The sequence below is a fragment of the Flavobacterium ginsenosidimutans genome (assembly GCF_037478105.1).
Taxonomy (GTDB): Bacteria; Bacteroidota; Bacteroidia; order Flavobacteriales; family Flavobacteriaceae; genus Flavobacterium; species Flavobacterium ginsenosidimutans.
In genome coordinates, this window is sequence record NZ_CP147988.1 from 2,021,350 (window position 1) to 2,044,646 (window position 23,297).

12 protein-coding genes are annotated in these 23,297 nt (G+C 32.4%); 6 read left to right on the forward strand and 6 right to left on the reverse strand.

Annotation, left to right across the window (positions count from 1 at the left end; all coding sequences use genetic code 11):
* Nucleotides 1–8: 8 nt before the first annotated feature.
* Both mfd and V6624_RS08980 read right to left on the reverse strand, forming a co-directional pair.
* Complete coding sequence (mfd, locus tag V6624_RS08975) at nucleotides 9–3,374, reverse strand: transcription-repair coupling factor (protein ID WP_111286317.1); 3,366 nt, start codon at nucleotides 3,372–3,374, stop codon at nucleotides 9–11.
* Nucleotides 3,367–3,975, reverse strand: a complete 609-nt coding sequence (locus tag V6624_RS08980) for a hypothetical protein (protein WP_111286319.1) — start codon at nucleotides 3,973–3,975, stop codon at nucleotides 3,367–3,369. Before V6624_RS08980 ends, mfd begins: the two co-directional genes overlap by 8 nt.
* A gap of 312 nt (nucleotides 3,976–4,287) precedes the next feature.
* Between V6624_RS08980 and V6624_RS08985 the strand changes: the two genes are divergently transcribed.
* The gene (locus tag V6624_RS08985; RefSeq protein WP_111286321.1) at nucleotides 4,288–5,226 is read left to right on the forward strand and encodes an L-threonine 3-dehydrogenase; all 939 of its coding nucleotides are present in this window, start codon (nucleotides 4,288–4,290) and stop codon (nucleotides 5,224–5,226) included.
* A gap of 257 nt (nucleotides 5,227–5,483) precedes the next feature.
* Here the strand turns inward: V6624_RS08985 and V6624_RS08990 are convergent, their stop codons facing one another.
* Nucleotides 5,484–7,364: a M1 family metallopeptidase gene (locus V6624_RS08990; RefSeq protein WP_338841595.1), complete on the reverse strand. Its 1,881-nt coding sequence runs from the start codon at nucleotides 7,362–7,364 to the stop codon at nucleotides 5,484–5,486.
* 63 nt (nucleotides 7,365–7,427) lie between these two features.
* The gene (locus tag V6624_RS08995) at nucleotides 7,428–9,062 is read right to left on the reverse strand and encodes a S8 family peptidase (RefSeq protein ID WP_338841596.1); all 1,635 of its coding nucleotides are present in this window, start codon (nucleotides 9,060–9,062) and stop codon (nucleotides 7,428–7,430) included.
* Nucleotides 9,063–9,362: 300 nt separating this feature from the next.
* Here V6624_RS08995 and V6624_RS09000 point away from each other — a divergent pair, with 300 nt between their 5' ends.
* The 3 genes from V6624_RS09000 (at nucleotide 9,363) to V6624_RS09010 (ending at nucleotide 19,144) form a co-directional block, all read left to right on the forward strand.
* Entirely contained in the window at nucleotides 9,363–15,893 is a 6,531-nt protein-coding gene (locus tag V6624_RS09000; protein ID WP_338841597.1) for a T9SS type A sorting domain-containing protein, read from the forward strand.
* A gap of 3 nt (nucleotides 15,894–15,896) precedes the next feature.
* Entirely contained in the window at nucleotides 15,897–16,601 is a 705-nt protein-coding gene (locus tag V6624_RS09005; RefSeq protein WP_111286330.1) for a hypothetical protein, read from the forward strand.
* Between the two features lie 179 nt (nucleotides 16,602–16,780).
* Entirely contained in the window at nucleotides 16,781–19,144 is a 2,364-nt protein-coding gene (locus V6624_RS09010) for a leucine-rich repeat domain-containing protein (RefSeq protein ID WP_338841598.1), read from the forward strand.
* Between the two features lie 77 nt (nucleotides 19,145–19,221).
* On the opposite strand, the gene V6624_RS09015 is transcribed toward V6624_RS09010, so the two are convergent.
* Both V6624_RS09015 and V6624_RS09020 read right to left on the reverse strand, forming a co-directional pair.
* Complete coding sequence (locus tag V6624_RS09015; RefSeq protein ID WP_111286334.1) at nucleotides 19,222–20,079, reverse strand: MBL fold metallo-hydrolase; 858 nt, start codon at nucleotides 20,077–20,079, stop codon at nucleotides 19,222–19,224.
* A 75-nt stretch (nucleotides 20,080–20,154) separates the two neighbouring features.
* A complete protein-coding gene (locus V6624_RS09020; RefSeq protein WP_338841599.1) occupies nucleotides 20,155–21,063 on the reverse strand; it encodes a hypothetical protein in 909 nt (302 codons plus the stop codon).
* Nucleotides 21,064–21,413: 350 nt separating this feature from the next.
* On the opposite strand from V6624_RS09020, the gene V6624_RS09025 reads away from it, so the two are divergent.
* Both V6624_RS09025 and sufB read left to right on the forward strand, forming a co-directional pair.
* On the forward strand, nucleotides 21,414–21,743 hold the full coding sequence (locus V6624_RS09025; protein WP_111286450.1) for a HesB/IscA family protein: 330 nt from the start codon (nucleotides 21,414–21,416) through the stop codon (nucleotides 21,741–21,743).
* Between the two features lie 90 nt (nucleotides 21,744–21,833).
* Nucleotides 21,834–23,282, forward strand: a complete 1,449-nt coding sequence (sufB, locus tag V6624_RS09030; RefSeq protein WP_111286338.1) for a Fe-S cluster assembly protein SufB — start codon at nucleotides 21,834–21,836, stop codon at nucleotides 23,280–23,282.
* Nucleotides 23,283–23,297 lie beyond the last annotated feature (15 nt).

The window sequence follows — 23,297 nt, forward strand, 5'->3', positions numbered from 1 at the left end:
TTTAAATATTACTCCTCAAACAACTCCATCAACTCCAACGCCCTTTTTATCGACTTCACATTTTCAAAAGTCAATAACAAACGTAATCCGTTTACGGTTTGTTTTTCTTTCATTTTGCAGAGTGAGCTTTGTTTTTGAACGAAGTTTAAAACGTTTCTGAACTTCACAGATTGATAATAATCTGATTGTTGATCGGATACGAAATAGCCAATCATTTTACCTTGCTTCAAGACTAATTTTTCGATTCCTACTTTAGTTGCAATCCATTTAATTCTGATGCTGTTTAATAAAGCAACAGCAGGTTTTGGCAATGGTCCAAAACGGTCGATTAGTTTTTTCTCGAATTCCTGTAAACCAGCTTCGTCTTTTATTGCACCCAATTCGTTGTATAAAACCAAACGTTCCGAAACGTTATTGATATATTCATCTGGGAATAATAACTCGAAATCGGCATCGATTTGAATGTCTTTTACGTATTCTTTTGTATCGATATCATTTTCCTCAGGATATAAATCTTTGAATTCGTTTTCCTTCAACTCTTCGATCGCTTCATTCATGATTTTTTGGTACGTATCAAAACCTATTTCATTAATGAAACCGCTTTGTTCTCCACCCAATAAATCTCCTGCTCCACGAATTTCAAGATCTTTCATCGCAATATTGAAACCGCTTCCCAGTTCGCTGAATTGTTCCAATGCCTGAATACGTTTTCTCGCATCTTCGGTCATAGATGAATATGGCGGACAGATGAAATAACAGAATGCTTTTTTGTTGCTTCGACCTACTCGACCACGCATTTGATGCAAATCTGATAATCCGAAATTATTGGCGTTGTTAATGAAAATTGTGTTGGCATTTGGAACATCCAATCCGCTTTCGATAATTGTGGTTGCCACCAAAACATCAAAATCCCCGTTCATGAAACCTAACATCAATTCTTCTAGTTTTGCACCGTCCATTTGTCCGTGACCAATTCCGACTCTTGCATTTGGAACCAAACGCTGAATCATTCCTGCCACTTCCTTGATATTTTCAATTCTATTATTGATAAAGAAAACTTGTCCATTTCTTTGAATTTCATACGAAATTGCATCACGGATAATTTCTTCATTAAAACCAACAACATTCGTTTCAATCGGATAACGATTTGGCGGAGGCGTTGTAATTACCGATAAATCTCGCGCCGCCATCAATGAAAACTGAAGCGTTCTTGGAATTGGCGTTGCCGTTAACGTCAACGTATCAACATTTGCAGCAATGGTTTTCAATTTATCTTTTACGTTTACACCAAACTTTTGTTCCTCATCAACAATCAATAAACCTAAATCTTTAAAAACGACATTTTTGTTTACCAATTGATGCGTTCCAATAACAATATCTAGCTTACCTTCGGCTAAATCTTTTAGTGTTTGCGTTTTTTGTTTTGCCGTTCTAAATCGGTTTAAGTAACCAATCGTAACCGGCATATCTTTTAAACGTTCAGAGAAAGTTCTAAAATGCTGATATGCCAAAATAGTTGTCGGAACCAAAACGGCAACTTGTTTACTATTATCAACCGCTTTAAAAGCAGCACGAATCGCAACTTCTGTTTTCCCAAAACCAACATCACCGCAAACCAAACGATCCATTGGGCGATCGCTTTCCATATCGGCTTTCACTTCGGCCGTCGATTTCATTTGATCTGGCGTGTCTTCGTAAATAAACGAACTTTCTAATTCGTTTTGAAGATAACTGTCAGGCGCAAACTGAAAACCTTTTTCTAAACGACGTTTTGCATACAACTGAATCAAATTAAATGCAATATGTTTTACGCGTGCTTTGGTTTTCTGTTTTAAGACTTTCCACGCGTTCGATCCTAGTTTATAGATTTTAGGAGGCGTTCCGTCTTTTCCGTTGTATTTTGAAATTTTATGAAGCGAGTGAATGCTCACATAGACAATATCATTATCGGCATAAACCAATTTTATGGCTTCTTGCGTTTTTCCTTCAACTTGGATTTTTTGCAGTCCACCAAACTTCCCAATTCCGTGATCGATATGCGTTACATAATCGCCAACAGAAAGTGCCGTCAATTCTTTTAAAGTGATATTCTGTTTTTTCGAATATCCGTTTTTGATGTTGAATTTATGATAACGTTCGAAAATCTGATGATCGGTGTAAGCCGTTATTTGGTTTTCTTCGTCAATAAAACCTTGGTATAAAGGCAATACAATCGTATGATATTGTTTTCTGATATTCTCTGAGTTGGCTTCGTCTAAACTTTCAAAAATATCATGGAAACGTTTTGCCTGAGTTTCATTCGAACAAAACAGATAATTGACATATCCGTTAAAATGATTATCGCTCAAATTATTCAGCAATAAATCAAATTGTTTATTGAAAGATGGTTGAGGCTGAATATGAAATTCAAACTTTTTAGTGGTTTTAAAAATGGGTCTTGAAGCCAATTCAACAACCGAAAAATCTAAAGCGCGTTTTATAAACGAAGCTTGATTTAAAAATAATTGTTCGGGTGCAGCATGTTTTATTTCTTTTGACAATTTCTCAAAAGCCTCCTCTGCCCTTGCAAATTGTTTGTCTAACTGACTAAAAAGTCCGTCAGTATTTTGAATAAAAACAACTGTTTTTTCAGCAATATAATCTAAAAAGCTTTCACGGTTTTCCTGAAAAAGTTTGTTTTCAACATTCGGAATAATCGTGATTTTTTTATGTGTTTCTACCGATAATTGCGTTTCAACATCAAAAGTTCTGATGCTGTCAACTTCGTTTCCGAAAAATTCAATTCGATACGGATGATCATTTGAAAATGAGAAAACATCGACAATTCCTCCACGGACTGAAAATTCGCCAGGTTCTGTGATGAAATCTACTCTTTTAAATTCGTATTCAAACAAGACTTCGTTGATAAAATCAATCGAAATTTTATCATTCAAAGCTACTTTTAAAGTGTTTTTATCGAGTTCTCTTCTCGTAACCACTTTTTCAAAAAGTGCTTCTGGATACGTAACAATTACGGCTGGTTTTTTTCTTGAATTAATTCGGTTTAAAACCTCAGCGCGAAGCAAAACATTGGCATTGTCTGTTTCATCAATCTGATACGGACGACGGAATGAAGCTGGATAAAACAATACATCTTGTTCTCCAATCATTTGCTCCAAATCATTTAAATAATAAGCTGCTTCTTCTTTATTATCTAAAACAATTAAAAATGGGAGTTCAGTTTTTCTGAAAACAGATCGTATTATAAACGAAACTGCAGATCCCAGCAAACCGCTAAGGTTCATTTTGATCTGATTTCCTTCCAGTAAACTTGCTGCAATCTGCTGCGCTTTCGGCAGATTATCGTAGGTTGTATATAAGGCGTTCTTACTCAATTCTTGGTTTATTTGGATCTAATGGTGGCGCAGAACTCGGAATTGCACGTGTTGTGTCTAACATTCTAAGGAAATCTGCTTCTCCTTCTTCTTTTGGTATTTTGGCTTTTTCGACAATTTTATCCATTTGTCTTTCTAGCGAAATCAGCTCTTTATTGATTTCTTGAATTAAAAAAACCACTTTATCATCTGGAATTTTATTTAAGTGAATAAACAAATCCAGCATTTTGATTTTGGTAATTAAAATAGAAATACGGCTTTTTATCTGAGGCTGATTAAATTGCGCTGGAATATTATCATTCAACGCCATTGCTTTTTTAGAAATCGCTGCAGACTTTTTCTGAAATGCTCCAATTGTTTTTCTTGGCTTCTCGCCAATCTCTTTCATAAATTCACGCCACTCTGTCCAAGAGTTTAATTGTGATTCTGAAATTTCGTTAATTGGCTCGTCTAGAAAAGTCCAGCCTTTATTTATATTATTAAAAATAGCTTCCTTCTTTTTTGCTTCTTTTGCGTTTTCTGCAAGTCGTTTTTCATTTTCATTTTGGCAAGAAAATAACACAGTTGTCAAAAGCAGAAAAAGAGATATTTTATATTTCATTTATTAAAATGTTAGGCTACAAAGTTACGAAGTAAATTTACAATTATGAATTCTGTTTTTTGCTAAAGATTCTATAAATCAAGGTTATTTTTTTCGTTGTCAATCAAGCCAAATTAGACGTTTTTTTTCATTTTAATTCCATTAAAAATGACCTTTAATACAAAAAATAAGAAGGCACAAAGACACACCCCCTGTAAAAGCGAATAATCCAACAAAAAAACTTTTTAATTATTGAATTAATAATTTATGATTCTAAAAAGCAGATGTAATTGCGAAAACGTTATATTTGTGTCGCTAAAAATCCTGGAAAAAATGAATCCAAAAATATTGATCATTGGCGCTTGCGGTCAGATCGGAACAGAGCTGACTCAAAAACTGCGCAAAATATACGGAACAGAAAACGTGATCGCTTCTGACATCCGAAAATTAAATACTGATGTTGTAAATTCAGGACCTTTTGAAGTGGTCAATGCTTTAGATTTTAATCAGATCGAACATTTGGTTGAAGTGCATAAAATTACAGATATCTATCTGATGGCTGCGCTTTTATCTGCAACTGCCGAAAAAAATCCTGCTTTTGCTTGGGATTTAAATATGAATTCCCTTTTTCATGTTTTAAACTTAGCTAAAGCTAAAAAGATTCAGAAAATTTTCTGGCCTTCAAGTATCGCTGTTTTCGGCCCAACAACTCCAAAAGAAAATACGCCACAATATACTGTAATGGAACCTTCTACTGTTTACGGAATTAGTAAACAAGCTGGAGAAAGATGGTGTGAATATTATCATAATATTTATGGTGTTGATGTTCGAAGTATCCGTTATCCAGGCTTAATCAGCTGGTCGACTCCTCCAGGCGGTGGAACAACTGATTATGCGGTTGATATTTTTTATAAAGCTATTGCTGATAAAAAATACGAATGTTTCTTGTCATCTGAAACCAAAATGCCAATGATGTATATGGACGATGCAATTGATGCAACTATCAATATCATGAAAGCACCGGCTGAAGAAATCAAAATTCATTCTTCGTACAATTTAGCTGCAATGAGTTTTACTCCAACTGAAATTGCTGCTGAAATCAAGAAACATATTCCAGAATTTGAGATTACTTATAATCCTGATTTCCGTCAGAAAATTGCAGACAGCTGGCCGGCAAGTATAGATGATGCTGAAGCAAGAAAAGACTGGGGATGGAATCATAAATTTGATTTGGAATCTATGACAAAAGATATGATTGAACATTTGAGTTAAATTCTTTTTCAGCACAATTTGTTTAATATCATTATAAAGTAAAAATCCAATTGCCTCCAGCTTTAGCTGGAGGTTTTTTATTATAAGAGTGAAAAAGGCTTTAGCCAAACTCGTATGTTTGGCTAAAGCCTTTTTATTTTCATTTTTGTTCCTCCAGCTAAAGCTGGAGGAAATTAATTTTCTGCTGATAACTAAAAAACAAAAAATCCCGTTTAAATTAATTAAACGGGACTTTCTTTTTTTATTCTTTTTGAAGATTATTTCACTTCAAAAACATTATTTGTCTGCTTCACATCAGCCATTAATCCGCTTGGATCGATAGTGATTTTTTTGATCGCAGTTTTGTTTTTATCAATTGTAAAACTATAGTTTTGCTGTGCCCAAGCCCAATCTTCTAGAACTGTTCTTTTCTCGTTCGGGTTTGGATTTGGCTTAATGAAATTCATCATTCTCAACGGAATGTAGAATGTTTCAGAAGTTCCGTCAGTATAATCTACTTTTAAATCGATTGGCATTGGCATTCTTCCAATTCTTTCTAAAGAAACTGTTGTTTTTCCTGCATTATCAGCAACGTCTTTGATTCCGTAATCGATCGTATTTGTTGTTTCTGTCCAATCTGTAAGGTACCAATCTAACTCAGCTCCAGAAACTCTTTCTGCTGTTCTTTTGATATCATTTGGAGTTGGATGTTTGAATTTGAAATCGTTGAAATATCTTTTTAAAGTTGCATCAACATTTTCTTTTCCAATTACATATTCTAATTGAGAAAGGAAAATACTTCCTTTTACATAAGATGAAATGCTGTAAGGACGGTTTTCGTCGTAACGATCTCCGTGTGTGCCTTGTGGCTGTTCTTTACCAGAATTTACTAAACTGTAGTAAGCTTTGTAATTTACAGTAAAAGGATTTACCTCTTTTTTGTCTCCTTTTAATTCATTCAAAGCACTGTCTTCGATGTAAGTTGTAAAACCTTCGTCCATCCAAGGGTGTTTTGATTCGTTTGAAGCCAAAATATGCTGAAACCAAGAGTGTCCTAATTCGTGAGTTGCAGTTCCTAGAATTCCTTCAAGAGTTCCGTTACCTAACATTAAAGTACACATTGCATACTCCATTCCGCCATCTCCACCTTGAATAAATGAGTATTGTTTGTATGGATAAGCTCCAACTCTTTGGTTGTAATATTCCATTACTTTAACCATTAAAGGCTCTAGCTGTTTCCAGTTTGCAGTAGTTTTTTCGTTGTTTTTGTAAAAGAAATGTAAATCTACACCGTTTGGTCCTTTTACAATATCATGATTGTATTCTTTATCTGCAGCCCAAGTAAAATCGTGAACGTTTGGCGCGATAAAATGCCACGTTAACGTTTTTGCTTTTTTAGGATAAGTAACCGTTACACCAGCATCTTCGTAACCGTGTCCAATTGAGTTTTTGTCTTGTAAGTATCCAGAACCTCCAATTGTGTAATCTTTATCGATTGTAATTTTTACATCGAAGTTACCCCAAACTCCATGAAATTCTCTGGCGATGTATGGATCTGCGTGCCATCCTTCGAAATCAAACTCAGCTAATTTTGGATACCATTGTGACATTGAAAGTTCTACTCCTTCAGAATTATTTCTTCCAGAACGACGAATTTGCACTGGAACTTGTCCGTCAAAATCTAATGTAAAAGTAGTTTTAGAATTTGGTAAAATTGGTTTAGCCAAAGTTACTTCTAAGATTGTTCCAGAAACTCTTGTTTGAGCTACGGCACCATCTTGCTTGAAGTTTGTAATTTTTAAATAACCAATTTCGTTTGGTTTTAAAGTTTCGATGCGGCTTTGTTTTACTTCTTTTCCATCAGCGCCTTTTACTTTATTTACCATTCTTCCGTCTGGATCTTTAATAAAATGAAGGCGTGCATCCATTTCACTTCCTGGCTGAAAAGCGTTTGGAAATAAATGATAGAATACTTTTTTTAAAGTGTCAGGAGAATTATTGGTGTAAACCAACTCTTGTTTTCCTTTGTACTGATAGTTTTTTACATCCATCGAAACTTCCATTTTATAGTCGGCGTGCTGCTGCCAATATGGAGCGCTTTGTGCAAACGCTGAGTTTAAACCTAAGCTTAGGAAAGAAAGTAAAATAATTTTTCGCATTTTTATTTGTAATAGAAAATGGAAGAGCGTTAGCCCTTCCATTGGATTAATAGTGTTTTATGTTTATTTTTTTGACATCTTCTCTGCCATTAATAAAGCATTGTAAGCATTTACCATTTTTGCAGTTTTTGATGATTCTGCAGAAGAAACTGCAGGTGGTCTTTCTCCAGGATTTTCACTCGTACCTAAAACAACTTTTGAAGGAAGCGCTACTCCAGAGTCCATTAAAATCTTTTTAACCTGAGCTGCTTTCAATTTTGGATAGTAAGAACGAATCAACGCTGCTACACCCGCTGCGTTTGGAGATGCCATTGAAGTTCCTTGTAAATATTTGTATTTATTGTTTGGAACTGTTGCATAGATTTCTTCACCTGGAGCAAAAACGTCAACGTTTATTTTTCCAAAGTTTGAGAACGGTGCAATAACTGTTTCTCCATAAGATTTGTTAATTGCTCCAATTGTGATTACGTTATCTGTAAACTCTTTTACGTTGTCTTTAGAGTCATTTGGATAGTTGATGTTTTTTGTTTCATCAATATTGTAACCATCGTTACCAGCAGCATGAACAATTAAAACATCTTTTTTTGCAGCATAAGCAAGGGCATCATAAACCCATTGTTTTTGCGGAGAAAAGCTTTTTCCGAAACTTCCGTTAATTACTTTTGCTCCATTGTCTACTGCATAACGAATTGCCAAAGCAATATCTTTATCGTACTCATCTCCATCTGGAACTGCTCTAACAGTCAAAATTTCAACGTTTGTTGCTACTCCGTCTCCTCCTAAATTATTTCCTCTAATTTGAGCAATAATTCCAGCAACGTGAGTTCCGTGAAGTGCTTTTTCTTTATCTGGTCCAAAAACGATGTTATTCCCGTAATGATTGTCTTTAATATCGTTTGGATTATCGCCAACAATTTTTCTTCCGTCAAAATCTTTGTTCAAGTTATAATCTATTTGATCATATACTTGATCTTTATATTCTCCAAAATCAGCTTCTGGATCAAAAGTTGGTCCCGCATTTGTGAAAATTTGAGTCATAATTGCTTTACTTCTCAAAACATTTGGGTCTGCTGAAGTAATTGAACTTAAATCTTCAATTTTGTATGTAGTTTTATTAAGCTCTTTTTTAATTGTATTATGAACATCAAGTAAAAAATCTACTTGTTCTTTATCTTTTAAAGCTTCCTGATATTTTTCATTATATTGCGCTAAAGCTTCTTTGTACTGAGCTGAACCATCATCTCCTTTTTTAACAACACGTGTCATTTCAAGATTTTCGTGAACTGCATTTCCAAGGAAATTCCATCCATGAACGTCATCGATAAATCCGTTTTTATCGTCGTCAATTCCGTTTCCTGGAATTTCTTTAGGATTTGTCCAGATCATTCCCTGAAGATCTTCGTGCTCAATATCGACACCAGAATCTACGATTCCAACAATCACTTTCTGACCTTTTTTACCTTGCAGTAATTCGGCGTAAGCTCTGTCAACACTCATTCCCGGGATAGAATCTTTTATCAAATCAAGGTGACTCCATCTTTTTAATTCATTTTCACTAACTGGAGCTTTTTTTACAACTGCTAAAGGAGCTTTTATAAACTCTTTAGGAGCCGAAGCCTGTGCCTGCATTGTTGCATTACAACCTGCTAAAACAAGTAATGCAAAAGCAGATAATTTAAGAGGTTTTATATGATTCATGTATCTATAAATATATGTAAAGTTAAAAGATGGGTCTAAATTATGCTTTTTTGTTACAAAAAACTAACCGTTAACAATGTGTTATGAAATTTTAAATGAAATTATTCAAAATCAGAATATTATCAAACGACTAAAAATCAAACAATTAAACATCATTTGTTTTCAAAAAATATACTTTGGATTTATTATTTATTTTATAAATGTAAAAAAAACAACAAATAATATAGTCATTACGGCTTCACGTAAGGTTTATCGGATTTAATTGGGTAGAATTGCGCAACCGAATTCTAAATTTTATCTATGAAAGCAAAACTACTCTTGTTGCTGTTTCTGGCAAATTTTTCTATTTATTCGCAAACCAATTTAGTCTCTAATCCTGGATTTGAAACTTGGAACGCAGGCGTACCTGAAAATTGGACAATTGCAAATACTGTTACTTCCAGCTATACTTCTGCGGAAGGTGCAATTAGCGCTATGTTGTCTTACACAACTCAGTCTCCAAAAATTACAACTGAAGTTGCACTAAAAGGAGGTGTTACTTATACCATTAAATTTAAGTATAAGTATCTTACAAACAATTTTGATGGAACTCATCCTATTTCATTGAATATCTCAAAAAATGGTAGCGGAACCGCTCTGTCAAGCAGTACGTTTGCTACAAATAACTCTTGGACTGTAAAAGAAGCTTCTTTTACTCCAGATGTAGATCTTTCTTATGATTTATCGATCTCAACTTTTAGTTTTGATGCTGCCTCTTTTGACGTTTTAATTGACGATGTTCAAGTTTATATTGCAGGTACAGAACAATATACTACTATTCCTGATATCGAATTTGAAAATTTCTTAATCGCTGAAGGTATAGATTCTGGAGCGCCAGATGGTAGAGTACTTACTAGTAATGTTAAAAACATAAAATCATTGTCTGTTAACACAAGACAAGTTTCTGACTTGACAGGAATTGAGGATTTTGAGGCATTACAGGTGTTAAGATGTAATGGAGTCTCATATTCCAGCTCCAATGGTGGCGATGGTAAACTGAAAAATTTAGATGTTTCTAAGAATTTAAATCTTACTGAATTAAGTTGTTATGCTAATCAATTAACAAGTTTAGATGTTTCGAAAAATGTTAAATTAACTTATTTAACAATAGATGGAAATAAAATATCTGAAATCGATCTTACAAATAATCTTCTGTTAGAGCAAATATCAATTAGCAACAACCCTATAAGTTCATTTGATGCTACTAAACACCTGAAGTTAACAGCATTAGATTGCTCTGACACGAATATTAAAAGTATAGATGTTACTAAAAATATAGCTTTGACTTCTTTAAGTGTAAGCGGACTTGGCTTAACAAGTTTGGATCTTTCTAAAAACACAGAATTATATGATTTTAGTTGTTATTCAAATGCATTAACGACTCTTGATATTTCTCAAAATTTGAAATTATACAGGTTAATGTGTTGGTCTAATTTATTAACAACACTTGATACGTCTAAAAATACTAAGTTAGACTTTATATCATGCTTCAGTAACCAATTAACTGCACTTGATGTTTCTGCAAACACTGCTTTAACATCTCTTGTTTGTAATGTAAATAAACTAAAATCTCTGGATGTTTCTAAAAATACTCTTTTGTTTAGTTTAGAATGTGCATCGAACCAACTTACGAGTTTAAACCTTAAAAACGGTAATAATACAGCATTATTAACGAATCGCATCACTTTTAAAGGAAATCCAGACCTTACTTGTATAACTGTAGATGATGTAAATTATGCTAATACGAATTGGGCTTCTAATAAAGAATCTTATGCATTTTTCTCAAATTATGACTGCGCAACAGTAGTAAAAATTGCTGATGCAGCTTTTGAAGATAAATTAATTGATTTAGGAATTGATACTGATGGTAAAAACGGAACTGTTTTAAAAACAAGCGTTTCAGCAATTACTACACTTGATGTTTCTAATAGTTCAATTACAGATTTAAGTGGTATTGAAGGTTTTACATCATTGACAAATTTGAATGCTTCTAATAATTTATTAAAAAAAGTAGATCTTTCTAAAAATGCGCAAATTGCAACTTTAAACACTTCTAATAATCCTTCTTTGATTTGTATTAAAGTAGCTAATGTTGAAAGTGCAAATACTTGGGCAACAACAAAAGATGCAACGACTTCTTTTGGTTTAGATTGTAATTTCTATACGCTTATTCCAGATGAAAAATTTGAAGACAAATTAATCTCATTAGGAATTGATAGAGATGGTAAAAATGGAAAAGTTAATACTGAGAGTATTATAGATGTTGAAACTTTGGATCTTGCTGAAACTGGCATTTCAGATTTGACAGGAATTCAGGATTTTAAAAATTTAAAGACATTAAAATGCAACGGATCTCCTTACACTGGAAATGGTCCTTTAGCAAAAGTTGATCTTAGTAAAAACACAAAACTAACAGAGGTAAACCTTAATTACAATCAATTAGAAACATTGGATGTATCGCAAAATACATCTTTAACTTCATTGAATATTGGAAGTAACAAATTAACTACGATTGATCTTTCAAAAAATACTGCATTAATTTATTTTACTGCTTTTTCAAATGATTTAACTTCAGTTGATGTTTCTAAAAATACTTTACTACAGAGTCTTAATATTCAAGGTAACGAATTGACTAGCTTAGATGTTTCACAAAACACTAAGCTAATTTATCTGTCTGCAGATAGTAATAAGTTAAGTACAATTGATCTTTCAAAAAATACAGAATTACTAACTTTATCATTTTATGGCAACTCGTTAACCACTATTGATGTTTCTAACTCGACAAAGCTAAACAGTCTCGATGTTAGTTATAACAAATTGACTACTTTAAATATTACGAAAAATACTGAATTAGCTTCTCTTTATTTTTATAATAACTCGATTACTACAATTGACTTTTCTAAAAACAGTAAATTAGTATCTATAACTGGTTTTGCAAATTCACTGACTTCAATTGACCTTTCTTTAAACCCATTATTAACTGATTTAAGTGTTTACTCAAATCAATTAACAAAACTTGATCTTTCTAAAAACACACGTTTAAAGAATTTTAGTTCTTATTCTAACAAATTAGAAAGCCTAAATTTAAAAAATGGCAATAACACTATAATCAATAATATTGCTGTTGGTTCAAATCCAGATCTAAAATGTATTCTTGTAGATGACACTGCTTATTCTAATGCTAATTGGGTAAATAAAGATAAAGAGGCTTATTTCTCTAACATAGATTGTTCATTGGTAACTTATATAGCAGACTCAAAATTTGAAGACAAATTAATTGATTTAGGAATTGATACTGATGGAAAAAATGGAGTTGTTTTAACTTCAAGCATTAAAGACCTTACTTCTTTGGATGTGTCAAATGCTTCTATCGTTAACTTGAAAGGTATTGAAGGCTTTACAAGTTTAACTAATTTGAATGTATCGGGTAACATATTAGAGAAATTAGATGTTTCTAAAAACAGTGCTTTAACAACTATAAATTCTTCTGGTAATCCAACGTTAAAATGTATTCAAGTTGCAGATGTTACCGCTACAGAAAATTGGACAGTTACTAAAGATGCTATTACAAGTTTCAATTTAGATTGTAATGTTTATACAATTATTCCTGATTCAAAATTTGAAGACAAATTGATTGCTTTAAATATTGATAAAGATGGAAAAAACGGAAAAGTAAAAACAGAAAGCATTGCTGAATTAAAGTCTCTTAGTTTATACAGATCAGGCATCTCTGACTTAACTGGAATTGAAGATTTTACTTCATTACAACAATTAGATGTTAGCGGTAATAGTTTAACAAAAATTGATGTTTCTAAAAATATCCTATTAACCTATTTAGATGTTGGAAGCAATAATCTAACAGAGATATCTTTAGCGAAAAATGCTGAACTTAAAACGTTATATATTGGTAATAATAAAATTACTAGTGTTGATTTTAAAGGCAATTTAAAATTAGAAGCATTATCTATTGAAAATAATAAACTAAACACATTAGATTTATCTACGAATGAAAAGGTTTATTATCTAAATGCGTATGGAAATTATTTAACTTCTTTAGACTTATCAAAAAATCTAGAATTAAGCAGCATAAGTATTTCCCAAAATCAAATCAGAAAATTAGATTTTTCTAAAAACACTAAACTTTCATTTGTTTATGTGGGCGGTAATAAACTGATTAGTCTTAATTTAAAAAATGGAGCAAATACCTTACTTAAAGGTTCAAGTGCAAATTTCTTAGACAATCCTGATTTAGCTTGTATCCAAGTTGATGATGTTGACTATGCAAATACAAACTGGACAGAAAGAAAAGATGTAACCGCAAGTTTCTCTGTAGATGCCTGCCCTGTAATTGTTCCTTATACTCTAATTCCGGATGTTAAATTTGAAGAAAAATTAATTGCTCTTGGAATCGATAAAGATGGAAAAAATGGAAAAGTGGAAACTTTAAATATTGTTGACTTAAACAGTTTAAATATTTCTGGAAGCCAAATTACAGACTTAACCGGAATCCAAGATTTTACTTCTTTAAAAACTTTAGATTGTAGTAATAATGCATTAACGACTGTAGATTTCTCTAAAAACAGTTTGTTAGAGAATTTAAACATCAGCAAAAATCAGCTGACTGCTTTAGATGCTGCACAAGCTCCATCATTGACTTCTTTAGATTGCAGTAATAATGCTATAACAAAATTGACTATTACTAAAATTTACTACGGTAATGATACTTTATTGACTAATTTAAACTGTAGCAATAACGCTATTACATCTCTTAATTTGTCTAATAGTATTTATTTAACACATTTAGACTGCTCTCACAATGAGCTTACAGTTTTAGATGTTTCAAAAAGTATTGCGCTTACTAACTTAAGCACGAGCTTCAATAAAATAAAATATTTTGATGTTTCTAAAAACACCAATCTAAAAGAATTTGATTGTGCTAGTAATAATCTTTACAATTTAAATGTGAAGAATGGAAACAATGCCAATATGCAAAACATGATTTTTGGAAACTTTGCTGATAATCCTAATTTGCTTTGTATTCAAGTTGATGACGTTGCATTTTCTACTGAAAAATGGATTGCAAAAGATGCAACAGCGTCTTATTCTGTTGATGCGTGTGCCGAAAATCTTCAATACACATTAATTCCTGACCCGAATTTTGAGAAAGTCTTAATTTCAAATGGAATCGATAAAGATGGTGAAAACGGAAAAGTCCTAACGTCAAGCATCGAAAATCTTACAACTTTGTATGCTCTTGATTTAACAAATCAAATCACAGATTTAACAGGTATAGAAGATTTTGCATCGTTAGAAGAACTATACTGTTACCATGGAGCTCTTACAAAACTAGATGTTTCTAAAAACCTAAAATTAAGACATCTTGATATGGCAGATAATAAAGTGAGTACTTTAGACTTATCAAAAAACAAGGCATTAGAAACTTTAGATTGTAGTTCTAATAGTCTAACTGAATTAAATGTTTCTTCTAATACTCTGCTAAAATTATTAAATGCTAACAACAATGGATTAACAAGTATAGATATTTCTAAAAACACTTCATTAAAAACGTTGGGTCTATATACTAACAAACTTACAGAGATTGATTTTTCAGCAAATAAAGATTTAGAGTCTATAAGCATTTCTTCAAATCAATTAAGTACTATCGATATCTCAAATAATTTATCTTTATATACTATTAGTATTTCTAACAATGCAGCTATAAAAAGCCTTGATGTATCTCAACATCCTAATTTGCTTTATTTATATGCAAAAAACTGTCAAATAACGGCTATTGATGTTTCTAAAAACCCTCTTTTGAGATATTTGGAAATTTCTGGAAATAAAATTCAAACTATTGATGTTTCTAAAAATCCAGCTTTAACAAATTTATTAGTAGACTCAAATCAGTTAACAAGCCTTGACTTAAGAAATGGTAAAAATACTTTATTAAGCACTCCTTATTTATCATTTACTTCGAATCCTAAATTATACTGTATTCTTGTTGATGATGTAGACTATGCAAATCAAAACTGGTTGTATAAAAAAGATAATATTGCAACCTATAACACAGAATGTACTGGAGAAATAGTAGTTCCTGCAAACAATTTTGCTGTTGAAACTAAGAGTGAATCTTGCTTGGGAGAAAATAATGGCGAAATCAGTATTGTTGCCAAAAATGCTTTTGAGTACGTTGCTACAATAAATGACAAATCGTATACTTTTACAAACAATACTTTACAAGTTACGAGTTTAACTCCAGGTGTTTACAGCATCAAAATCACTATTCCTAATATGATTTTTGAGCAAAACTTTAATGTAACTATTGCAAAAGGAGCAACCATTACAGGAAAATCTAATGTAAGTTCTAAAAAAGTAGATGTTGAAATCACAGAAGGAACTGCTCCATTTACTGTATTTATTGATGGTACAGCGCAATTTCAAACTACAGACACAAACTTTAGTGTTGATGTGAACAAAGCAGGATTAATTGAAGTTACAACTGCAAAAGCTTGTGAAGGTGTTTTTGCTAAAAAAGTTACTTCTGCCGAATTAGGTACGATGCTTTTAGCTTATCCAAATCCAACGTATGGAGTTATAGAAATTGAAATTCCGGGCGCTAAAACTGAAACTGCGATAGAATTATACAACTTCGGAGGTCAGTTGGTTTCTAAAGGAACTTACAACACTGAAAGCGGAATAGCTGTTTTAAATCTTGAAAATTTACCTGCAGGAATTTATGCAGCAAAGATTTATTCGGAAACTCCTGAATACATTAAAATCATAAAAAAATAAAAAATGAAGAATTCTATATACTTATCAATTGCTTGTTTACTATTTGCTGCTTGTGGCGGAGGTGGTGGAGACGATACAGAAGTTACTCCACCTGCAACCAATACAGCGCCTACAGTTCCTGTATTAGCTGCGCCAGCTGACAATAAACTATGTTTAGACAACAATGTTTCTTTTCAATGGAATGCTTCTACAGATGCGCAGAAAGATGTTATTGTCTATCAGATTCAAATTGCAAAAGACAATGGATTTGCACAAATTGTAAGCACGCTTGAAAATTCATCGCTTTCAACAAGCAGTTTAGCTTTAGATAAAAACACAGCATATTATTGGAGAGTAAAAGCCACGGATAGTAAAGGTTTATCAAGCGCTTATTCTTCAACTTTCAAATTTTACACTGCTGGAACTGCGGTAGTAAATCATTTGCCATTTGCTCCTACTTTGGTTCAGCCGGCAGTGAATAGTAAATTGGCTGTTACAACGGCAGATTTGAGTTGGATAGGATCTGATGTTGATACAGCAGATCAGTTAACGTATGATGTTTTCCTTGATATTGTAAATCCGCCAGTCAAAAAAGTTGGTGACAATATTAAGGCAAATACATTAAATGTAACTTTAGAATCGACTAAACAATACTACTGGAGAGTTGTCGTAAAAGACAATCAGGGTGGTGAAACTGTTGGTCAAATCTGGAAGTTTCAAACCAATTAAAATTACGGATAGTTAAATCAAAAATCCCATTTTCAAAATACTGAAAATGGGATTTTTTTATTTGAACATTTCTAATTGTCATTCTGTTATCCTTTAATATTTCTCTTGCGTTACGTCTTTCCGTAAAAAATAATAAAATGAATATTGTATCATTGTAAATCCAAAAACTGCTTTAGCCTATGAAAACAAAATTACTTTTTTTACTTTTTTTAATCGGTTTATCGTCCTTTGCCCAAACACTTCCTTCGAATGTTCCTGCAAATGGATTACTTTTTTACTATCCTTTTAATGGAAATACAAATGACATAAGTGGAAATAATATCAATGGAAACCCCTCAAATCTTACTTTTGTCTCTGATCGATTTGGAAATAGCAATTCGGCTTGCTCGTTTAATGGAATAAACAGCAGCATGCAACCCTATTTAGCAAACAATCCTCAAGTCAATAATACTCGAACAATTACTGGTTGGTTTAAAGCCGCTTGGCCTATTAGCAAAAGCATGGATTTTGCAGTAATAAATTACGGAAACAATCCAGATAACGCTTTTAAAATAAGCTTTTATTCTAAAGGTTATTTAGATATCACTTTTGAAGAACAAACTTTTTCATCTCAAGAAAATTACTTCAATAGTCAATGGACCTTTTTTGCTTTGACTTTTGACGATAACACTAATTTCTTTTCATTGTATATCAATAACGTTCTCGAACTGTCTGGAACTGCAGATTTGTTTGCTAATGGTTTTGGAGATTCAATAAGAATAGGAAAAAACAATGAAAAAGATTATTTTGAAGGAGTTTTAGACGATATTGCTATATGGAATCGTGTCCTGACTCCAACAGAGCTTTCGGCTTTGTACACTCCTGCACCACCATCTTACACCTTGATTCCTGACGCTAATTTTGAACAAAAATTAATCGAATTAGGAATTGACACTGATGGATTAAATGGAAAAGTTCTTACTCATAATATTAGCACTGTAAAGTTCTTAAACCTTACCAAAAGTAATATTTCAGATTTAACAGGAATACAAGATTTTGTATCATTAACTGATTTGTATTGTGGCCAAAATTTATTAACAACATTAAATATAAGTAAAAATACCGCTCTAACCACTCTAGATTGTAATAACAATAGAATAACCTCTTTAGACGTAAGCAATAATATTGCTTTGCTTAATTTGAGCTGCTATGCGAATCAATTAACATCTTTAGATGTTAAAGCAAATACGGCGCTAACAAAATTAGATTCGGGTTCAAACCTATATACTTCTTTAGATGTAAGCTCAAATACTGCTTTAACATTTTTAGGCTGTAATACAAGTCAATTAACTAGTTTAGATGTAAGCAATAATACCGCTTTAAATCTGCTGGATTGTCGCGAAAATAAATTAACCTCATTGGATGTTTCTAAAATCACTACTCTAACAGAACTATATTGTCAATCTAATCAATTAACAATTTTGGATGTAAGCAAAAATAAAGTTTTAGAATATGTAAACTGTTCAAAAAACCAACTAACCACTTTAGATCTTAGCGTAAATACTTCCATGGTTGGTTTATATGCTATTTCTAATCAATTAACGAGTCTAAATTTGAAGAATGGAAATAATAAAAATTTCCTTCTAAACAATTATACAAAATTTACAAACAATCCAAATTTGACTTGTATTCAAGTTGATGACGTTGTATATTCAAACGCAAATTGGGCTACTCTTAAAGATGCAAATGCAACTTATAATACCACATGTGAGACAACAACTGTGGTGCTTTCAGATACTAATTTCGAACAAAAATTAATTGATTTAGGAATTGATACTGATGGTTTAAACGGAAAAATAACAGTTGAAAACGTAAGTTCTGTTACAACTTTAGACCTTTCAAATAGCAACATCAAAGATTTAACTGGAATTGAATATTTTACTTCATTAACAACCTTAAACCTAAGCAACAATCAACTTACTTCTCTTGATGTAAGCAACAATTTACTACTTGAAACGTTAGATGCTTCTTCAAATCAGCTTACAACATTAGATTTATCTAAAAATACTAAGCTTACAATTGTATATGTGGTTAATAATCCTTTGGTTTCTTTAAATCTTAGAAACGGAAACAATGCTAACTTTATTCTGCCATCAAATACTGGCAAAAAATCAGCTTCTGGATTATACACTTCTTTCTTAGGGCTTACAGCTCTTAGCTGTATACAAGTTGATGACGAGAATTATTCAAATGCAAATTGGTCAAACATAAAAGAATCAACTACTGTTTATGCTAATACTTGTAAAAATCTTGGTGTTGATGAATCTACTCGTAATCAAGCAGTAATTTATCCAAATCCTACTAAAGGAGAATTAAACATTAAAAACCTAAACTTAGAAAAAGCAAACGTTTACAACACATTAGGTCAGCTTGTGAAATCATTTACTTTAAATTCTGGCAATACAGATAATAGCATTAATTTATCTGGACTACCAAAAGGAGTTTATTATATATATTTAATAAGCGGAGACGCTGCTTCAGCAAAAAAGGTTATTGTAGAATAGATTTTAATTCCTTTAAATAAAAAAATCCCATTTTCAGAAATATTGAAAATGGGATTTTTTATGTTTAATTATTTCGTTTAAAAAACCTCTTCGCAGGTAAAAACTTCTTTCAATCGAACGCCTTTTTCTGTATGTTCAACCGTTATAATTTGATTATGTGCATCGTGCTCTAAAAAGAGATAATGATTATGATCTGCCGCTGCATTTAAAAACTTTGATTTTTCAGGCATTGTCAGCAAAGGTCTTGTGTCATAACCCATTACATACGGAAGTGGAATATGTCCGGCTGTAGCCAATAAATCGGCACAAAAAACAATCGTTTTATCATTATATTTAATGTACGGAATCATTTGTTTTTCGGTATGACCGTCAACATAATAGATATCGAAACCTAGTGCTGCCGAAAAACCAAAATCAGTTTCAGGCCTTTCAATAAAATTCAATTGTCCGCTTTCTTGCATTGGAAGAATATTTTCAGACAAAAAAGAAGCTTTTTCTCTTGCGTTTGGTTTTGTAGCCCATTCCCAATGATTTTCATTGGTCCAAAATTTTGCATTTTTAAAAGCTGGCTCATATCCTGTTTTATCCGAATTCCATTGAACGCTTCCACCGCAATGATCAAAATGAAGATGAGTCATAAAAACATCTGTAATATCATCTCGATTGAAACCATATTTAGCCAGAGATTTATCTAAAGAATGTGATCCCCATAGCGAATAATATCCGAAGAATTTCTCTGATTGTTTATCCCCCATTCCGGTATCAATTAAAATAAGACGATTTCCGTCTTCGATCAGCAAACAGCGAGCTGCAATGTCAATTAAATTATTGGCATCGGCAGGATTGGTTTTATTCCAAATAGTTTTAGGAACAACGCCAAACATCGCGCCGCCATCCAACTTAAAATTTCCGGATTCTATAGGGTAAAGTTTCATGAGAATGATTTTCTAAAAGAACAAAGCTAGAAAATTCAAACTCCTTTTACTAAGATTTAATGCTAAAAACTTCGATTATTCTAATGTAACCGAAGTACTTCCCATGATTTCTTGCTTATCAAAATAATTCACAAAATAAGTTCCCTTCTTAAACTGATCTGCATTTAAAACCCCATAAGCGCTTAAAGACTTTCCTTGAAAATCTGCACTGACAATAAAGCTATAAACCAGCGCTTTGTCGTTCCCAAACTCAATTAGTTTATTATCACCTAAAACTGTATTTTTTTGATCTAATACCTGAATGTAAAAAACTCTTTTTCCTGTTTTTGCAACAGCATTTCCGTTAACAGTAAAACTAATTTTAAGTTTTTTAGTATTCTTCGCCTTGGTCGTTTCTAATTCTGTCCCAGAACTTTTCTCGCGAAGGGCAATTGCTTTAAAATTGCTTAAATAAAGTTTTGAAGCATCTTTAAGAGTCGATTCCAATTTCTTTTGTTTCAAAAGCAAAGTATCATTTTCCGCTTTTTGCTGATACATGACAACATTCTGACTTTCAATCTCTGTCAATAAATTTTTATTCTGAGATTTCAACTTTTTAATTTCCTGAACTCTGCTTTCTAAAGAAGAATTCAAATCTGATAGCTGATTTCGATAAATTTTAATTTGTTCTGCCGATGGATTATTAGAAACTTTAATAATTGCCATTAGATTTTCGACATTCTTACGCTCTAATTCTAATTCTTTTGACAAAGCAGTCTTTTCTAAAATAGCCTCGTCATAAGCTGTTTTTAAAGTATTTAGTGAATCTAAAATATTCTTTTTTTCGCTTGTTTCCTTACTCTCAGACGAGATTATATTTACAATATTATCCTCTTTAGCTTTAGCTTCATTTTCATTATTATCAGTCTCATTACTAAAAACGAGAACCGCGGCACCCGCTCCTAAAACAAAAATTATTGCAAACAAGGGTTTAAACCACTTCATTTCATTTTGTTTTTTCATAATTACTCACAATTTCCTGCAAAAATATTGAATAAAAAACGACTATAATCAGTATAAATACTTGTTTTTTAACATTTAGGAGCGATCTTTGCCGCTTAATTCTAAAAAAAGGTTTTTTTGAAATTGTTGAAACTGTTTTTAAGATCGATTTTACCAAAATAAGTAATATCTATTTTCTCATTTGTTATAATAATGTGAACCGTTATGGAAAAAGGTTTTTAAGTCGTATCTTTGCAAATAATTTCTATTTAACATTGAAAATTAGCGTTTTAAATCTGTACTAAATTCATTACAGATCAAAAATGTTCATTAAAAACAAACATCTAAGAACAATGATAAAAGTTTCTGATACTGCCAAAAAGAAAATCATCGACCTGATGACTGACGATGGTTTTGACGCCGCACACGACTACGTAAGAGTAGGTGTAAAGAGCGGTGGATGCTCTGGTTTGTCTTACGATTTAAAATTTGACAAAACCAAAGGAGAAGACGACAAAATATTCGTTGACAACGACATACAAATTGCTGTTGAAAAAAAATCATTCCTTTATTTAGCTGGAACAATTTTAGAATTTTCTGGCGGATTAAACGGAAAAGGTTTCGTTTTCAATAATCCGAACGCAAGCAGAACTTGCGGTTGCGGAGAATCATTTTCTTTATAGTCAAAAGCCGAAAGCCATAAAATCTTCTAAGACTCTAACTGGCTTAAAAACTTTGGACTTTAAAAACTTTAAGACAACATTAAAAATATAATGAGCAAATACACCGAAGACGATTTAAAGATCGAACTGGAAACTAAAGAATATGAGTACGGATTTTATACCAATATAGAATCTGAGACTTTCCCTATTGGCTTAAACGAAGAAATTGTAAGAGCTATTTCTCTTAAAAAAGAAGAACCTGAATGGATGACCGAATGGCGTATCGAGGCTTTCCGAGCTTGGAAAGAAATGATCGAGCCAGAATGGGCAAATGTTCGTTACGAAAAACCAGATTTTCAGGCGATTTCATATTATTCAGCTCCAAAACAAGTAGATCCTAATAAAACATTGGACGATGTTGATCCAGAATTATTGGAGATGTACAAAAAATTAGGAATTTCTGTTGATGAGCAAAAAATGATGAACAATGTCGCTATGGATATTGTTGTCGATTCTGTTTCTGTAGCAACAACTTTCAAGAAAACATTGGCTGAAAAAGGAATTATTTTCTGTCCAATTTCTGAAGCTATTAAAGAACATCCTGAATTAGTAAAAAAATATTTAGGAACTGTTGTACCTCAAAAAGACAACTTCTACGCAGCATTAAACTCAGCTGTTTTTTCTGATGGAAGTTTCTGTTATATTCCAAAAGGTGTAAAATGTCCAATGGAACTTTCAACTTATTTCAGAATCAACCAAGCAGGAACTGGACAATTCGAAAGAACTCTAGTTATTGCTGATGAAGGAAGTTACGTTTCTTACCTTGAAGGATGTACAGCACCAAGCCGTGACGAAAACCAATTGCACGCCGCTGTAGTTGAATTAATCGCTTTGGATGATGCTGAAATTAAATATTCTACTGTTCAAAACTGGTTCCCAGGAAACAAAGAAGGAAAAGGTGGAGTTTACAACTTCGTGACTAAAAGAGGTTTATGCGAAACTAATGCTAAAATTTCTTGGACACAGGTTGAAACTGGTTCTGCTGTAACTTGGAAATATCCTTCTTGCGTATTAAAAGGAGATAATTCAGTAGGAGAATTTTATTCAATTGCTGTAACAAATAATTTCCAACAAGCTGATACAGGAACTAAAATGATCCATTTAGGAAAAAACACTAAATCGACTATTATTTCTAAAGGTATTTCAGCTGGAAAATCACAAAATAGCTACCGCGGTTTAGTACAAATCTCTCCAAGAGCAGAGAATGCAAGAAATTTTTCTCAATGTGACTCATTGTTAATGGGCAACAATTGCGGTGCACATACTTTCCCTTATATCGAAAGTAAAAATCCATCGGCTAAAATTGAGCACGAAGCAACTACAAGTAAAATTGGAGAAGATCAAGTATTTTACTGTAACCAAAGAGGTATTCCAACCGAAAAAGCCATTGCCTTAATTGTAAACGGTTTCAGTAAAGATGTCCTGAACAAACTTCCGATGGAATTTGCTGTTGAAGCTCAAAAATTATTAGAGATTTCTTTAGAAGGATCTGTAGGTTAAAAACCAAGTTTTTAA

Coding starts and splice junctions, on each gene's coding strand:
- V6624_RS08980 (WP_111286319.1), bottom strand. CDS start 3,975: ATGAAATATAAAATATCTCTTTTTCTGCTTTTGACAACTGTGTTATTT.
- V6624_RS08985 (WP_111286321.1), top strand. CDS start 4,288: ATGAATCCAAAAATATTGATCATTGGCGCTTGCGGTCAGATCGGAACA.
- V6624_RS08990 (WP_338841595.1), bottom strand. CDS start 7,364: ATGCGAAAAATTATTTTACTTTCTTTCCTAAGCTTAGGTTTAAACTCA.
- V6624_RS08995 (WP_338841596.1), bottom strand. CDS start 9,062: ATGAATCATATAAAACCTCTTAAATTATCTGCTTTTGCATTACTTGTT.
- V6624_RS09000 (WP_338841597.1), top strand. CDS start 9,363: ATGAAAGCAAAACTACTCTTGTTGCTGTTTCTGGCAAATTTTTCTATT.
- V6624_RS09005 (WP_111286330.1), top strand. CDS start 15,897: ATGAAGAATTCTATATACTTATCAATTGCTTGTTTACTATTTGCTGCT.
- V6624_RS09010 (WP_338841598.1), top strand. CDS start 16,781: ATGAAAACAAAATTACTTTTTTTACTTTTTTTAATCGGTTTATCGTCC.
- V6624_RS09015 (WP_111286334.1), bottom strand. CDS start 20,079: ATGAAACTTTACCCTATAGAATCCGGAAATTTTAAGTTGGATGGCGGC.
- V6624_RS09020 (WP_338841599.1), bottom strand. CDS start 21,063: ATGAAGTGGTTTAAACCCTTGTTTGCAATAATTTTTGTTTTAGGAGCG.
- V6624_RS09025 (WP_111286450.1), top strand. CDS start 21,414: ATGATAAAAGTTTCTGATACTGCCAAAAAGAAAATCATCGACCTGATG.
- sufB (WP_111286338.1), top strand. CDS start 21,834: ATGAGCAAATACACCGAAGACGATTTAAAGATCGAACTGGAAACTAAA.